The sequence below is a fragment of the Rossellomorea yichunensis genome (assembly GCF_032337515.1).
GTDB classification, from domain to species: domain Bacteria; phylum Bacillota; class Bacilli; order Bacillales; family Bacillaceae_B; genus Rossellomorea; species Rossellomorea yichunensis.
In genome coordinates, this window is the sequence record NZ_JAVYAD010000003.1 from 187,967 (window position 1) to 203,318 (window position 15,352).

Consider the following 15,352-nt stretch of genomic DNA (forward strand, 5'->3'; position numbering starts at 1 on the left):
TGTTTTTTCATTTGATTACATATTCAACATCTCTCCTTTTGTGTTTACACCATAAATCATTACCGAAATTATTGTGGCTGGAGCACGTTGTTTCGTGTCGATGCTTATCGATATAATTGTCTTAAGATTTAAATTCTTCGTTTAATCACCCCGGTCTTGAGGTAACAGTCACTATAAGGAGGTGTTGTAATCATGGAAGCAATCAGTAAGCGTTTTTTCTTGTTTCTTTCCCACAACAAGGCATTGGATAAGATGGCCAAACGGTGGGGGTCAAGATTTGGGGCTAACAAGCTTGTGGGTGGAGAGACCTTTGTCCAAGCGATTCCATTGATTACTCAATTGAACGAGGAGGGATTCCAGGTTACGGTCGATCATCTTGGTGAGTTCGTCGATTCCACAGAGGTGGTGCGGGAGAATGTCCAAGGATGTATCCAGAGTATCAGTGCCATTGCTTATCATGGGCTGGAGACTGAAATCTCTGTCAAACTGACTTCCCTGGGGTTGGATATCAGTCAAGATCTTGTCATGGAAAGCATGGAGTTGATTCTAGAGAAGGCAAATGAAAGCGGAATCACGGTCACTCTCGATATGGAGGATTCCTCGAGGTGCCATGCCATCCTTGACGTTTACAAGAAGCTCCGTCAAAAGTACGACAATGTGGGGACGGTGATCCAATCCTATCTCTATGTATCAGACAAGGATGTGGATGATCTCAATCAGTTCTCCCCTTATTTGAGGCTTGTGAAGGGTGCATATAATGAATCGGGTAAAGTGGCGTTCCAGGAGAAGAAAAAGGTGGATGAGAATCTGAAGCATCTCATCAAGAAGCAGCTCTTGAACGGCCATTATACAGCGATTGCAAGCCATGACGAAGCGATCATCGATTACACCATCGGATTAGTGAAAGAACACAATATCCCGAATGACCGCTTCGAGTTTCAAATGCTTTACGGAATGCGGAACCAACTGCAGTCCGAATTGTTGGAAAAAGGATACACCGTCCGCATTTACCTGCCATATGGCGAGGACTGGTTCGGGTATTTCATGCGACGTCTGGCGGAACGGCCGGCAAACATCGCATTCGCATTAAAAGGAATCTTCAGCAAGTAACATCCAGACAGAATGTAATCAGAAAGGAATGTGAAGAGAATGAGTAACGGAATTTACAACATCCCAACACCTACAAATGAGCCTGGCAATACATATGCCCCAGGTACGAAAGAAAGAGAAACGTTAAAAGCTGAATTAGAACGCCAATCTGGTATCGAGGTTGAGATCCCGGTCATCATCAATGGCGAGAAAGTCAAGACAGATACAGTGAAGCAAGTAGTGATGCCACATGATCACAAACATGTGTTGGCGACCTATTCACAAGCTGGAGAAAAAGAGCTTCGAGATGCAGTGGAAGCAGCAATGGCTGCGAAGGATTCTTGGTCCAATATGCCATGGCAGCACAGAGCATCCATCTTCTTGAAAGCGGCTGACTTAATTTCTGGTCCATACCGTGATGTCATCAATGCGGCTACAATGTTAGGCCAATCCAAAACAGCCTACCAAACGGAAATCGATGCGGCACAAGAATTAGCTGATTTCTTACGCTTTGGGGTGGATTATGCAAACCAAATCTATCAAATGCAGCCGGACAGCATGAAGAACATCTGGAATCGCCTGGAGTACCGTGCTTTAGATGGTTTCGTACTAGCGATTTCTCCATTCAACTTCACGGCCATCGGTGGAAACTTGCCGTCAGCTCCTGCCATCATGGGGAACGTAGTTGTGTGGAAACCGGCTACAACGGCTCTACTATCAAACTACTACTTTATGCGTATCCTGGAAGAAGCTGGACTGCCTAAAGGCGTTATCAACTTCGTCCCATCCCGCGGTTCACAAGTCTCAGAGGTCGTTTTAACAGACCCACGCATGTCCGGATTCCACTTCACTGGATCCACAAGCGTGTTCCAGACGATTTGGAAGACAGTAGGGGAAAACATCACAAACTACAAATCATATCCTCGTTTAGTTGGGGAAACAGGCGGTAAAGACTTTGTCTTCGCTCACGAAACAGCTCAAGCAGACAAAGTAGTCGCTGCACTTGTTCGTGGTGCATTCGAATACCAAGGTCAAAAATGTTCAGCAGCTTCCCGTGCTTACATCCCTGCAAGCATGTGGGAAGAAGTGAAGAATGGTGTCGTGGAAGAAACGGCGAAGCTTAAAGTAGGGGATGTCAGAGACTTCAGGAACTTCATGGGTGCGGTCATTGATAAACCTGCCTTTGATTCCATCACAAGCTACATCGACTATGCGGCTGATTCTGAAGAAGCTGAAATCATTGCAGGCGGTACGTATGATGATTCTGTTGGATACTTCGTTCAACCGACTGTCATCGTGACAACAAATCCAAACTTCAAAACGATGACCGAAGAAATTTTCGGACCGGTATTGACGATCTATGTATATGAAAACGAACAATTAGAAGAAACACTGACTTCAGTGGATACTGCTTCCATGTATGCCTTAACGGGTGCGATCTTTGCACAAGACCGTGAAGCGATCATGCACTTGGAACGCCGCCTATCCGGTGCAGCTGGTAACTTCTACATCAACGATAAACCAACAGGTGCCGTGATCAACCAACAACCATTCGGCGGTTCACGCGGTTCTGGTACAAACGATAAAGCAGGCTCTATTTTCAATATGATTCGCTGGACCAGTCCTCGTATCATCAAAGAAAACTTTGCTCCAACAACAGACATTACCTATCCATTTATGGATGAGGAATAAATCGAACACGAAAAGCTCTCCCGACACGGGGGAGCTTTTCATTTTTTATTGAGGGATTTAACGCTATAATAGGAATCACAAACACTCGTGGAAAGGTAAGATTCCTATGGAAGCACTTGATATCATCCTCCAAACAGAAGATATTCATAAAGCAACGGAATTGATCAGCTCAAAATTGGGCAATCCCGTTATCATTGAAAACAAAAATTTTGAACTGATTTCATACAGTTCCTCTTCTAATAAGTTCGATCAAACACAGTTAAAGACAATCCTCACGAAAAAATGTCCGGTCTTCATCATCGATCGACTGAAAAAAGAGGGCATCGTCCACCAGCTCGAGAAACATACGGATCCGATCCGGGTACAGGCGATGGAAGAGTTAGGATTTCACCAGCGCGTCGTCATTGCCGCCAAGTACTTGGGAAACACGATGGGGTATATTTGGGTTCAGGAATCCAACCGTCTTCTCGAAAATGAAGAGCTCGCTTTCCTTGAAGAAATCTCCGCTCATCTTGGAAACCTGATCAATGATATGTTCGCAAAGGTCAATATCAAAAAGGACAGAAAAGAAGAAGTACTGTGGCATCTCCTACAGCACGAGTACGGAAGTGAAAGCCAGCTCCGCCATGATGCATCACTCGTTAAGTTGACCCTGCCTGAACGGTTCACGGTAGCGGTGTACTCGATCGCATCGTCGGACTATAAGCCTATGCTCGACCAATTGGAGAAGCTGGTCCAGGAATCCAGCTTCAACACAAAGATTTATTCACTACGAACGGAATACCAGGTGATCCTCGTTCTCTACGGCAAAGCAGACACACCATCTTCCTCCCTGGAACTAGCCAGAGATCTAGTCGAAAAGGTGAAAGAAAAAACAGGGGAAGAAGAATTCTACCACTTCCTGATTGGGATCGGGAAGGAATACACCACGTTATATCAAATGAGAAAGAGCTTCTTGGAAGCGTCAGAAGTCATTGAAACGGCCAACTTCATAAGTCCGCGTCCTGAATCGATGCCGCGGGAATTTGCTCAATTGGGCATTTATCGATACTTGCCAACGCTCTATGAGAAAAACACATCAAAGGACTATTACAGTGATGACTTGTTGGTATTGATTAAGAATGATGTGAAGAAACAGACAGACCTTCTTAAGACACTTGAGGTGTACCTGGCAAATGACGGAAAGGGTAAACAGACCGCTAATGAACTGTTCATCCATCCGAACACGTTGAATTATCGGATCAAAAAGATACAGGAACTGACTACGATTGATTTTAATGACTTTAATATGAAGGTATATTTGTATACGGAGTTGTTGTTGTTGAATAATGTGGAAGCGTATTATCAGCGGTATAAGGATGCTTTGAAGGGGATTTGACCATCATAGCCTGGTAAAAAATTATTTCAATGGGGTATGTATTGGGAAGAAAGATGTAAATGTAGGATATACCTTATTTAAACCAACAGGTGTGAAGAGCCATTTTACTAAGGTCGATTTAACAAAGAAACTTATATGAATGGGATGAAGATTGGAGGACTAGTGATAGCATTGAAGGTGACAAAATGAATATGTATTTATCAACCAGAGAGTTAGCATACTGGGGTTATCTCCATTTGAATAAAGGAAAAATAAACGAAAAGCAAATTGTTCCTAGAGAAATCATAGATATGGCAACTTCTCTTCAAAGTCCATTGACTATTCATAAAGACTTACTTCAAAATGGATTCTTGTGGTTGGTTAAGGATTTACCGGCTACAAAGACAGAGATAGGTCATCAAGTACCCAAAGGTTCATACCAAATACTCGGATTTACTAACGAATCCACAGTAAGTTTATATTGAATATCTCAAATTTGAGTATTCCGTTATACTGGCAAGTATATCAATTTTTAATCATGATAAAGTCTTAATGTTAAAAGAAAATGAACCCAATGCCATCCATAAGTGGAACTTTCCGAGTGGGCATATAGAGTATGGAGAGGATATTTTTTATTCAGCTAGGAGGGAAGCCAAAGAGGAAACGGGTTTAGATGTAAAACTGATTGGCACGACAGGGGTATATAATTTTATTAGTAATACGAACAATCAAGTCATTTTATTGGTGAGGTTACTGGAGGTATCTTACATCTTGAAGAAGATGTAATTACAGACAGCAGATGGATAAAAACGAATGACCTTTTAGCATTTGAAAAAGAGGATTTACGAGAACCGCATGTACTAAAACAAATAATTAATAACTTATTAGAAGAAAACATCTATTCAATTAGCGTAATGAATGAGCAACTTTTTAAGGGCTAAAACGAATGTCATGCTGATCATATTAAGCAATCGCCTATTTAATAAAATAATGCAGAGGGACGATTCGGTTCCCGCTGGTTATTAAGATCACCTGTCGATTTTTGGACAGGTGATTTTAGTTTTATTTAATCAGTACTTTCTTCTATATCTGCCTTCAATTCTTTAAACCATTTTAAGTTCACTAAATGGTGAGAACGGGAATTTTCGTTCATGCGACGAAAATAATCAATTTCACCAGGTAATTCCTCAATGGTAGCTAAATAATCATCGAGGAGAGCAATTCTTGCTTCAGTTTGATCAATTTGGGATTGGATTAATGCTACTAATTTGTTTTGATCGAATACATCTGCAAAGAGTATTGCCCCATATACTGGTAAGTTTACATACTCGGATTTCGTTCCGTATTTGGCCATTAATTTATCAAATTCTTCTTTTCCTAAAGACGTGATCTTAAAGGTATGAATATCACGATTGTTGTTTGGACGTACTTGATGTGTTTCTTCAATGAACCCTTTCTCTTCAAGTTGTTGCAAATTGTAATAAAATGATCCTTTTGTATAGTTTACGATATATTTGTAATGGCGTTTTTCCATTAAACTTAATAGTTCGTATCCATGAGCGCCGGGGTTTTGAATAAGTAAGCCAAGGATAAGTAAGGGAATCAAGGGTGCATTACCTTCGCCATCTGTGCTTCAAATTCAGAGTATGTGATTTTGCCCAGAGCCAAATTCATACTGTGAATATAGATTTGTTCATTTTTTGAATAGGTATGGTTTGTCTTTAGTGATTGATTTTCATCTGCAAGAGGCCCTGAGATATGACACTTTTTCGAAAATGCCTCGAAGTAGCGAAAACCGAATTTGCGTTGGGAAACGGCATTCAAATGAATACCATCCTGATTGGCAGTTAGACCTTCTGCCGATACAAAATAACAATTTGGCTGCTCATGTGCAAACCGACGTAATTCTTCGTTGATTTTTTGAAACTCTGATGAGTACTTTCCGAAACCTTCTTTCCCTAAGAAATGACCAAGCTCACCAATGATTAGTGGGACATCTTGAAGGTTTAATTCGTTACGTAACGTTTCAATGATAAGAGATAACTTTTCATAATACGTCTCATGTAGAGATTGATGGCTGTCACTCTCACCTTGATGCCAAAGGATGCCACAAATTTCACTGGTTTCAAGAGCAAAGCGGCCTTCTGACAAAGCATGTTGAAAAAGAGTATCTTGCGGGTGCCAATCATTCAAAGAACTGCCACCTTCCGCACAAGGAATCAATCCAATTTCATCATCCGGGTTGGCTTTCGAACACAGGTCGGCAAAAGAGGCTGCCAGACTAACACCAGCCACAGGACGGTCATAATTAATTGGCTCAGTCATCATTTGCCACTGTCCGTTCCGAAGCATCTTTATTTTTTCATTATAGATCGGTTCTACCTCATGCAAGAATCCACGACCGGCCATATTCGATTGTCCTACCATTAAAAAAGATTTTATCATTACAGTTTCATTCCTTTACACAATAGTCTAATTAGACTAAGCTAGTATAGAGTCTAATTAGACTATTGTCAATATACTATGAGGGGACTGATGATGTTGAAAAGTGTCAGAATGTTAATAATTCGGATGTGTGTTGGTCTATTCGTTCTAAGTCTTATCAGTCTAAGCCTCTTTGGAAACGGATTAAAGCAGACGGAGGCAAAAGAAAAAGGAGAACAATCACAAGGTACAAGTCATGGGACTGCTCATAAGTTCATGCAACTCGAGAAAAAGTTTGATGCCCGGCTCGGCGTCTATGCTATTGACACCGGTACAAATCGCACGGTGGTCTATCGACCTGATGAACGGTTCGCGTACTCATCCACCTTTAAGGCTTTGGCTGCAGGGGCAGTACTACAGCAAAACTCAATTGAAGAACTTGACGAGGTCATCACCTACACCAAAGATGACCTCGTCACGTATTCCCCAATTACTGAGCAACACGTGGATACCGGGATGACCCTTAGAGAAATTTGCGATGCGGCTATCCGGTACAGCGATAATACCGCAGGGAACCTTCTATTAGAGGAAATCGGCGGACCTGACGGCTTCGAAAATGCACTGAGGCAAATCGGCGATCATGTCACCGAGGCTGATCGCTTTGAGACGGATTTGAACAGTGCCATCCCAGGAGACATCCGTGATACCAGTACAGCAAGAGCACTAGCCATTAACCTGAAGGCTTTCACGGTCGACGACGTGCTCCCGATTGATAAGCGTACAATCCTGACAGATTGGATGAAGGGGAATACTACTGGAGATGAACTGATCCGTGCGTCTGTACCTAAAGGATGGGAGGCAGGCGATAAAACCGGAGCGGGAGGCTACGGAACGCGAAACGATATCGCTATCGTCTGGCCGCCGAATAGAGATCCCATCATCATCACGATTCTATCCAGCCGTGATACTGAGAACGCCACCTATCATAATGAACTTATAGCAAAGGCGGCCAAGGTTGTACTGAATTCTTTTAAGTGATTTTCCAAGAGGAATAGTAACTGCATTCTTTGGCATTACTATTCCTTCAGACGCGGGGACAGGTCCATTGGCTCTTTGAATAGGAGCTGTGGTGCCTGTCCCCGTGGCGCTTACTTACCAGAGCTGACAGATACACGGAAAAATTCCGCTTAACTCAGCATTACTATTTAAAAAGGCATCAGAAACATGAGAGTATTCATTGCAAGTTCCTTCTTCAGTGAGGAACAAGTTGATCGGGTACAAAGACTTGAACAATCCCTCATACGAATCCGTATGTGTCAGAAATCTTCTCCGCACGATTTCATCAATTCGGACATCTTGAATTTGGATCAAAGAATGAAGGCGGAAAGTATTCCGCAATGACCTGAGGCATTTAAGGCGTTCGGATGTAGTGTTGGGTATCCGCGATTACGAAGGCAAGTATGTGGACAGCGGAACTGGCGACATACAATTTTCACCGGATACCGAAAGCTCCGTATGAGGGGCCGGTGATTTGATGGGGTGTTAACGGAATAAAATGTCACGGCTTCTTAGAGAATGGACGGAGGCGGTGTTATTTATTTGATGATTATTCCGTTAAAGGGACAGTTATTTGAATAAGGAGATTGTTTAATTTAAAATATTTTGAAATAATTGGTATTAAATTAACGGGCAGTTTAATTGAAGAACTCAACAATCAAGTTCATTATATTTTCAAACTTAGAGGTGATATGCTTTTTCTATAATGGAATGCGTCAGGCAAAGCAACAAACTTTGCTTGTTGGAATTATGAGTATCAGGTAACTTCTTCAATATGGAGGGATATAAATGACTGTTAAATCTCAAGAAGAATACATAGCAAAATTTACTGAAGAGCATTTAATTAAGCATTGGATGTTTTTTAAAAGCACTCAAGGGAGTAAAAGTATTGATTCTGACTATTTTAAACATGTTTCAGCGAACCCCTATAATCGTGTGTTATACGCAAATCAACTTGAAATAGAAGAAAGTGAATTGAAAAAGCTACTACACAACGAAGGTGAACCTCTATTGTGGATTATAGGTCCTTCTACTAAACTCTCAGACACAGATAAATCTTTCTTAGAGGAGAATTTTAACCTTTACCAAGAATGGACTGGGATGGGTTTAAGTGTAAATCGCACTAAGTCAAAAAACGAAAAACGTTTAGGTTTTGATATCAAACGAGTTAATTCTGAAACTGAATTAAAAGAGTGGATTGATGTTTATGTAGAAGGGTACCAAAAACCAATTGCTTATAAAAGTGCACTTTATAATCGGTATAAGCAAATTATGAACAGTGACCAGGATCATTATCACTTATATATAGGTTACTTTAATAACAAACCAGCAGTGGTAGGATCTTTGTTTATGAATGATGGGATTGCAGGTTTGTATTGTATAACCACTGCCCATAATATGCGGAGAAAGGGACTGGCAACGAATTATCTAAAAAGTATATTGCAAATCGCTTCCCAACAAGGTGCTTCAGATTGTATTTTACACGCAACTGAAGCTGGCAAACATATTTACGAAAAAGTAGGTTTTATTACTAATTCTAGTTTTCAAGTCTATGCGTTTATAGGTAAGTGATGCTTACACATAGAGTCAATCTTCAACTAAAGGGGACTTTAACAGAATAAGAAGTTAATAAAAACGTAAAAACCCAGAGTCATATTGGCCTGGGTTATTACTGTTAAATACAGTGTTATTCACACTGCTATTCCTGATGCTAATTTGGGTATGATAAGGTATTCTCTCCTTAAACGGAATTGCAAATTCTTTGGGTTTTTAATAATTTTCATAAATGTGTAACGTTTCTCTTTATGAAGTTACTAAACATATGACAGCACTGAAAGGAGGCACATTATTGGATGAATTTAAACAATTATACGATAAACATGAAAAACAGATTTATAAATACTTATTTTATTTAGTTGGAAACAAACATCTCGCTGAAGAGTTGACCCAAGAGACATTTTTTCAAGCATTTAAGTCAATACATCGTTTTAAAGGCGAAAGCAAAGTGTCTACTTGGTTATTCCAGATTGCCAAGAATACATATTATACTTATATGAGGAAGAATAAGAAGATCGATAGAAATATAGATCCCGCTACTATCCAAGAGAGTTTGGCTATCCAGCAAACACCTGAGGAAATATATGAAAAAAAAGAAGAATCTATCCGCTTAATGAATGCAATAAAAAAGCTGAAACAACCGCAACAAGAAATCATGATTTTACGTTTTTATAATGAATTGAGTTTTAAGGAAATCGGTGTCATTTTTGATAAAACTGATTTATGGGCAAGGGTTAACTTCTATAGGGCTAAGGGTAAGTTGTCAAATATTCTTGATGGAGGTGTAGAAACTTGAGTAAGAAATGTAGTGTAGTTAAAGATTTACTTCCGATGTATAAAGAGGATCTTACAAGTGAAGAAACAAACCAATTTATTGAGGATCATGTGGAGTCATGTAAAGAATGTCAGGATTACTTGGAGGGTATTGAAAAGGTTCTGCCAACAGACGAATCAACAGGTTCAATTGACGATAAATCCGATCAGCAGCTACTGAACGGTGTTAAACGAAGAATGAACAACCTTATATTGTTGTCTTTGCTAGTTGGTGTTTTCATTGGTTCCTTAGTATTCTTTAACCTAATGCTATCGCTAGTTGTATTGGGTATTGCGTTGGTGTTTTTCGTGATTAGAACTAAAAATGAAGGAGTGAGGGGCAATATGAATAATAAATCGTTTTTTATTACGGTTTTAATAGCAAGTTTGTTTTCTATAATAATTTCTTTGAAACTATTCTTTAATCTGGGTGTGTATGCAGATGACTATGGTGGAAACGTAATTCAGGCTTCTGGTGGATGGTTCTGGCTGTATATGCGTTGGGTAAATGTAGGCTTAGTTCTTCTAATTCTAATATTTACTGTAAAGAAGTTAATACATCGGTAAAAGGCAATTAAGATTTAGAAACTTGTAGGGGGACTACCTCTACAAGTTTTTTTGTGTTTCTTATCTTAATGAAAAATATCCATAGACTTAATATTGTACATAATAGTGATTCATTTTGCTCTAAATATATATTGAAAAAACATTAGGCATTTTTAATTTTCTGTTATAAATTCACCTTCGATTTTCTCAACAATAATACATATACATTCCTTATTCTACTTGTTAGTTTTAATGTATAAGAAATACTGGAAATCATAAACAATTGAACATAAACTCTACTCGGTTCTGTTCATATAGGGGGAATAATTATTAAAGGGTATAAATTCATAGTTATCATTACAACATTTTTAATTGTCCTTTGTGGCATTGTTATTTTTAATTTTAATAGTACACCGAGTACAGCAACCACGAATGAAGATAAGGATAGTACAGATGTGGTAGAGGTTGAACTCAATGAAAACTCAATTAAAGACCAGCCTACTCTTGGAGATGAGGAGGTAAGTGTTCAGATAGTAGAGTTTGGAGATTTTATTTGCCCGGCTTGTCAGACGTGGAATGAAACGGTCTTTCCAATGATTGAAGAAGACTATATAAAATCAGGGAAAGCAAAATTTTCTTTCGTAAATGTGCTCTATCATGATGATTCGGAACTAGCTTCTTTAGCTGCAGAGGTAGTACACAAGAGAGATCCCAGCTCCTATTGGAAGTTTCATGACAACTTGTTCCGTCATATTAAAAAAGAAAGAGAAATAGACCAAGAAGGAATAGAAGAACTTATAAAAAAACACACAGACATTGCAATAGAGGATCTAAATGAAGATATGAAAAAGCCTGAATTCGCAAGAGAGTTGGAGTTGGATAAGAAGCTAATTAAAGAGCATGGAGTATCTCCAACACCATCTCTAATGATTAATGGAACACTTTTAGAAAACCCATTTGACTATGAAGAGATTGAAAAAGCGATCAATGGGCACGGAGAAGGGACATGAAAGAAATAGAGGATAAAGCATCGTCGAATTGGTTGCTCTACCTTGCATGGTTAGTATCCATAGCCGGGACCCTTGGAAGTCTCTATTTTAGTGAAATTAGAGGGTTTGTCCCATGTGATTTGTGTTGGTACCAACGTATTCTCATGTACCCTTTAATAGTGATTCTGGGTATAGGTACATTTTTTAAAGATTCTGCGGTTAAAAGATATGTTTTGCCTATAGCTATAATAGGGAGTCTCCTATCACTCTATCATTATCTCCATCAGAAGGTTCCAGGATTAAAGGTAGAGTCTTGCAATTATGGGGTTCCTTGCAATATGGAATACATAAACATGTGGGGTTTTATTACAATACCGCTCTTAGCAATGATTGCGTTTATGACAATAGCCATTCTGCTATCAATCAAACCGCTTAGGTGAATTTGAAAGGGGTGAGAAAAATGTAGGGACTTAGAAATTCGACATTCTGTACATAACTAAAAACAGAGAGGGGAAATTGGATGAAGAAGTTAATTGTTTTGTTCTTTGTAGCAATTATGAGTCTAAGTACGTCTGCTGCTTTCGCCGCTGAGAACACTAAAGGAAATATGAATGTTGATCAACTGAAACAAGAGAAAACGGAAATTGATAAACTGGAAAAGGATATTGCAAAAATTGAAAGTGTAAGCCCTGATGAACTAGAGAGTTTTTACGAAGAAAATAAAGAGTGGATTGCTGACGTAAACGACAGACTTGATGCTCATATGGCTAGTGTTCCTGAAGATGAAAAAGAAGCTGAATTGTTAAATTTACGTGATGGAGATAATCAATTTAGTACAATGGCTGTCTCTTCCAAATATTTCAACGATCATTATTTTCACAAAAGAAATGGTATGTGGACTTATAGTATGTGGCCAAAAACATCTACTAGATTGTTGAGATCTTATGCTAGTGCTGGATGGACTGAACTGACAAACTATTATTCAAACATTGATACAAATAGTTTGGAAGATCAATATTGGTGCCATTTTGAAGCGTTCATTGAATCAGATTGGGATATTGAACAAGGGCGACCAGATGTAGGTTTAATTAAGACAATTGCTGCTTTGTGTAATCCATAATAAAAAAAATAACCCCCTTTACCCACTAAATGCGAGAGTCGGTTGAGAGAGGCAACATTTTGAAGAACCGACGGGCAATAAAGTATTGAAACGTTTCTTAAAAAACTGAATTAAAAACTACAAATTATTTTTTATGAGAGGAGAAACAATAATGAAAAACAAATTTAAAAAAATGGTTTTCATCGCATTAACTACACTGATGGTGTTGGGCAATTTCACTCCCGCTTCCGCAGCAACTGAAACGAATGAATTTGAGTACTTAAAGGACGCAATCGCAACAATTGACGCTGTACCTTCTGAGGAAAGAACTCAATACGAAGAAGATAACCGTGAATGGATTGATGAAATTGGAGAGAGACTGGAAGCTTATTTAGAAACCTTTCCAGAAGAGGAGCAAAATGATGTAGTTAAGCGTCTTTTAAGCGATAACACTATGGTGAAAAATGCAAGTCTTAGCGATAACTCTATGGTGCAAATCGCAAGTCTTAGCGGAAATCTTGACGAATACTTTAATGACGTATGGTATCATAAACGTGGTGATTATTGGACATATTCAATGGAACCAAAGTGGTCCGTCAGACTTTGGGGACCAACAATGGAGGCTGCTTGGGATGAATTAGGAAGAAATTATTATGGTATCCGCAACGACAACGGAAGCCTATGGAACCAATATAAATGCCACTGGGATTATGATGTTTTTGGTGCAGTAGCAGGAAGCTGGGATTTAGAGGTGGGTAGACCGATTGTTTCTGGAACGAAAATGTTTACATCACGTTGCAATCCAGAGTAATTAAATGTAATAAATACGTTTTTGGTAAAAACAACTTTTTCACTTAAGAAAGGTAGCCCGGTAGATGGCTTATACAAAGCTATAAGAAAAGTGTTCCTATTTATAGGAGCACTTTTTTGGTAATACCGACCACTCAATCTATTAGCACCACATCAACTTAGGGTGGGTACTTTTTTGCTGTTCCCCTGCTTCAGTAATAGCAAAAAAACGTGTCCGTTACTACCTTGGGGTGGGAGTGCTTGCAGCAAGCTTTCGTCGCAAATGAGGTTTTGACAATTATATCGTAGTACGATATAATTTTTATATCATACTACGATATAAAAAGGTGGTGTTTAATTGGACAAAAGAATACGTAGATTTTATATGCCAATGACAGAAACTAGCTTTTATATTCTGTTTGCTTTGCAAAATGAAATGCATGGTTATAGTATCATGAAATATGTGAAAGATCTTACAGATGGTGAAATAGCTTTAGGTGCAGGGACGGTTTATACTAGTTTGTCCAAAATGGAAAAAGATGGACTAATTGTTTTTGTGAAAACAGAGAGCAAGCGAAAGTTTTATAAAATCACTGATTTAGGACGTGAAATCTTAGACATAGAAATCATGCGTATTGAGAGATTATACAAAAACACTAGAGCATAGGGGGATATTATTATGCTTAAGAAGAAATCAATCAGAAAGAATTTCTATATTTCAGATTTTGAGGAGGAGCAAGAATATTTATCATCCCAACACGATGCAGGATGGAGATTGACTGATATAAAAGGTAAGAGATACTTTTTTGAAGAATGCAATAAAGAAGCTGTTACCTATCAGATTGACTTTAATCCTAAAGAACAGCGTAAAAGTGAATATGTACAATTATTTGCTGATTTTGGATGGGACTTCATCACTGAAAAAGACGGTAGCTTTTATTTTTCAACACCTGCTCTACAGTGTAGCGAAGAGAAAATATTCAGTGATCGAGAAACGAAAATCGCTATGTGCAGAAAGATTATCAAACGTAAGTTAGTTCAACTTATACCGCTATCGGTCATTTCCGTTTTAGTTTCGTGTGTATTAGCATTAAATATGTTTCATTATAGATTTTTCCCATTAGGAATCATTTTCATTGTATCGCTGGTATCGCTTGGAGGATTAATGCTAACTCTTTACTCAACGAAGTATTTATCGGGCTTTATCAAACTTAAGAAAATAATTGAAGAAAATTAAAATTTAGAAAGGAGACATGACAATGTATGGTTTCTTAAATATCGGTAGTCTTTTGTTAGGTTTGATTGCATGGATATTGCCTATTGCAAGTCTGGCAAAGCGCAATAAAGAAAATAACAATACTTGGGTTATATTTTCTATAGTAAGTATTAGTGCCTGTGTAGTAGCCCTGATTTTTCAAATTTTATACAATGATTACTTAGTCAGAATAGAGGATTGGTCAGCGCTTATGGACACTTCTAAAGGTGTGGTCCGTCTTTCATCCCTACTAGCTATAGGAACTATAGGACTTAATGTAATTACTGCAATTGTATATAACAAAAAAAGATAATGATAGTAACTCAGGGGAACAGGAATAAGCACTTTAATTGTATTAGGGCTTACAGCTCAAAACAATGTTTATTGGGCATCGAAAAATCAACTGCAAATAGGCTTTTTTTCGCTCTCGAACGAACTTCTTACCACTAATAATCAAAGGGGTTTAATTATTTGATTCCATATAAAGGCTGAATTGAACAAAAGCAACCTCCTCATTAATATGGCTTAGGGGAGGTTGCTTAATACATAACAGAACATTTATGACGATAGATTACTTTGAAGAAGATGTGTTGACCGTCATTGTATTAATATCGCCCACTCGAGGATCTGGTAGTTCATCGTCAGCAAATGTGGATGTTGCAACAGTAGTGCCGACTAGTAATAAG

The 15,352-nt window shown here is 38.7% G+C and carries 18 protein-coding genes; 16 read left to right on the forward strand and 2 right to left on the reverse strand.

Annotated features, from left to right (window positions below; translation table 11 throughout):
• The first annotated feature begins 192 nt into the window (after positions 1-192).
• The 5 genes from RSX31_RS08770 (at position 193) to RSX31_RS08790 (ending at position 4,924) form a co-directional block, all read left to right on the forward strand.
• Entirely contained in the window at positions 193-1,110 is a 918-nt protein-coding gene (locus RSX31_RS08770; RefSeq protein WP_315634297.1) for a proline dehydrogenase, read from the forward strand.
• A gap of 39 nt (positions 1,111-1,149) precedes the next feature.
• Positions 1,150-2,781, forward strand: coding sequence for an L-glutamate gamma-semialdehyde dehydrogenase (gene pruA / locus RSX31_RS08775; protein WP_315634298.1), 1,632 nt, complete (start codon positions 1,150-1,152; stop codon positions 2,779-2,781).
• Between the two features lie 106 nt (positions 2,782-2,887).
• Entirely contained in the window at positions 2,888-4,159 is a 1,272-nt protein-coding gene (locus tag RSX31_RS08780) for a PucR family transcriptional regulator (RefSeq protein ID WP_315634299.1), read from the forward strand.
• Between the two features lie 185 nt (positions 4,160-4,344).
• Positions 4,345-4,623: a hypothetical protein gene (locus RSX31_RS08785; protein WP_187443699.1), complete on the forward strand. Its 279-nt coding sequence runs from the start codon at positions 4,345-4,347 to the stop codon at positions 4,621-4,623.
• A 67-nt stretch (positions 4,624-4,690) separates the two neighbouring features.
• The gene (locus RSX31_RS08790) at positions 4,691-4,924 is read left to right on the forward strand and encodes an NUDIX hydrolase (protein ID WP_315634300.1); all 234 of its coding nucleotides are present in this window, start codon (positions 4,691-4,693) and stop codon (positions 4,922-4,924) included.
• Between the two features lie 280 nt (positions 4,925-5,204).
• On the opposite strand, the gene RSX31_RS08795 is transcribed toward RSX31_RS08790, so the two are convergent.
• Entirely contained in the window at positions 5,205-5,744 is a 540-nt protein-coding gene (locus RSX31_RS08795) for a PadR family transcriptional regulator (RefSeq protein WP_148996082.1), read from the reverse strand.
• The gene (locus tag RSX31_RS08800; protein ID WP_148996081.1) at positions 5,741-6,583 is read right to left on the reverse strand and encodes a sialate O-acetylesterase; all 843 of its coding nucleotides are present in this window, start codon (positions 6,581-6,583) and stop codon (positions 5,741-5,743) included. The genes RSX31_RS08795 and RSX31_RS08800 overlap by 4 nt, the downstream gene beginning before the upstream one ends.
• 90 nt (positions 6,584-6,673) lie before the next feature.
• Here RSX31_RS08800 and bla point away from each other — a divergent pair, with 90 nt between their 5' ends.
• The 11 genes from bla (at position 6,674) to RSX31_RS08855 (ending at position 14,979) form a co-directional block, all read left to right on the forward strand.
• Entirely contained in the window at positions 6,674-7,600 is a 927-nt protein-coding gene (bla, locus tag RSX31_RS08805) for a class A beta-lactamase (protein WP_397541207.1), read from the forward strand.
• A gap of 807 nt (positions 7,601-8,407) precedes the next feature.
• On the forward strand, positions 8,408-9,190 hold the full coding sequence (locus tag RSX31_RS08810) for a GNAT family N-acetyltransferase (protein WP_315634301.1): 783 nt from the start codon (positions 8,408-8,410) through the stop codon (positions 9,188-9,190).
• A 277-nt stretch (positions 9,191-9,467) separates the two neighbouring features.
• A complete protein-coding gene (locus tag RSX31_RS08815; RefSeq protein ID WP_315634302.1) occupies positions 9,468-9,971 on the forward strand; it encodes an RNA polymerase sigma factor in 504 nt (167 codons plus the stop codon).
• On the forward strand, positions 9,968-10,555 hold the full coding sequence (locus tag RSX31_RS08820) for a zf-HC2 domain-containing protein (RefSeq protein WP_315634303.1): 588 nt from the start codon (positions 9,968-9,970) through the stop codon (positions 10,553-10,555). The genes RSX31_RS08815 and RSX31_RS08820 overlap by 4 nt, the downstream gene beginning before the upstream one ends.
• Before the next feature lie 434 nt (positions 10,556-10,989).
• Positions 10,990-11,544 carry a DsbA family protein gene (locus tag RSX31_RS08825; protein WP_187443697.1) on the forward strand — a complete coding sequence of 185 codons (555 nt, stop codon included), beginning with the start codon at positions 10,990-10,992 and terminating at the stop codon, positions 11,542-11,544.
• Positions 11,541-11,963 (forward strand): disulfide oxidoreductase, encoded by a 423-nt coding sequence (locus RSX31_RS08830; RefSeq protein WP_148996076.1) that lies wholly within the window; start codon positions 11,541-11,543, stop codon positions 11,961-11,963. The genes RSX31_RS08825 and RSX31_RS08830 overlap by 4 nt, the downstream gene beginning before the upstream one ends.
• A gap of 80 nt (positions 11,964-12,043) precedes the next feature.
• On the forward strand, positions 12,044-12,643 hold the full coding sequence (locus RSX31_RS08835; protein ID WP_148996075.1) for a DUF2599 domain-containing protein: 600 nt from the start codon (positions 12,044-12,046) through the stop codon (positions 12,641-12,643).
• 151 nt (positions 12,644-12,794) lie between these two features.
• Positions 12,795-13,433 (forward strand): DUF2599 domain-containing protein, encoded by a 639-nt coding sequence (locus RSX31_RS08840; protein WP_315634304.1) that lies wholly within the window; start codon positions 12,795-12,797, stop codon positions 13,431-13,433.
• Between the two features lie 336 nt (positions 13,434-13,769).
• On the forward strand, positions 13,770-14,078 hold the full coding sequence (locus RSX31_RS08845) for a PadR family transcriptional regulator (RefSeq protein WP_148996073.1): 309 nt from the start codon (positions 13,770-13,772) through the stop codon (positions 14,076-14,078).
• Between the two features lie 12 nt (positions 14,079-14,090).
• Positions 14,091-14,648, forward strand: a complete 558-nt coding sequence (locus RSX31_RS08850; RefSeq protein WP_315634305.1) for a DUF2812 domain-containing protein — start codon at positions 14,091-14,093, stop codon at positions 14,646-14,648.
• 22 nt (positions 14,649-14,670) lie between these two features.
• Positions 14,671-14,979, forward strand: a complete 309-nt coding sequence (locus RSX31_RS08855) for a hypothetical protein (protein ID WP_315634306.1) — start codon at positions 14,671-14,673, stop codon at positions 14,977-14,979.
• The last annotated feature ends 373 nt before the right edge of the window (positions 14,980-15,352 follow it).

Bases quoted from the DNA above. Each gene is read 5' to 3' on its own strand.
- RSX31_RS08770 (WP_315634297.1), top strand. From the start codon at position 193: ATGGAAGCAATCAGTAAGCGTTTTTTCTTGTTTCTTTCCCACAACAAG.
- pruA (WP_315634298.1), top strand. From the start codon at position 1,150: ATGAGTAACGGAATTTACAACATCCCAACACCTACAAATGAGCCTGGC.
- RSX31_RS08780 (WP_315634299.1), top strand. From the start codon at position 2,888: ATGGAAGCACTTGATATCATCCTCCAAACAGAAGATATTCATAAAGCA.
- RSX31_RS08785 (WP_187443699.1), top strand. From the start codon at position 4,345: ATGAATATGTATTTATCAACCAGAGAGTTAGCATACTGGGGTTATCTC.
- RSX31_RS08790 (WP_315634300.1), top strand. From the start codon at position 4,691: ATGTTAAAAGAAAATGAACCCAATGCCATCCATAAGTGGAACTTTCCG.
- RSX31_RS08800 (WP_148996081.1), bottom strand. From the start codon at position 6,583: ATGATAAAATCTTTTTTAATGGTAGGACAATCGAATATGGCCGGTCGT.
- bla (WP_397541207.1), top strand. From the start codon at position 6,674: ATGATGTTGAAAAGTGTCAGAATGTTAATAATTCGGATGTGTGTTGGT.
- RSX31_RS08810 (WP_315634301.1), top strand. From the start codon at position 8,408: ATGACTGTTAAATCTCAAGAAGAATACATAGCAAAATTTACTGAAGAG.
- RSX31_RS08830 (WP_148996076.1), top strand. From the start codon at position 11,541: ATGAAAGAAATAGAGGATAAAGCATCGTCGAATTGGTTGCTCTACCTT.
- RSX31_RS08835 (WP_148996075.1), top strand. From the start codon at position 12,044: ATGAAGAAGTTAATTGTTTTGTTCTTTGTAGCAATTATGAGTCTAAGT.
- RSX31_RS08840 (WP_315634304.1), top strand. From the start codon at position 12,795: ATGAAAAACAAATTTAAAAAAATGGTTTTCATCGCATTAACTACACTG.
- RSX31_RS08850 (WP_315634305.1), top strand. From the start codon at position 14,091: ATGCTTAAGAAGAAATCAATCAGAAAGAATTTCTATATTTCAGATTTT.
- RSX31_RS08855 (WP_315634306.1), top strand. From the start codon at position 14,671: ATGTATGGTTTCTTAAATATCGGTAGTCTTTTGTTAGGTTTGATTGCA.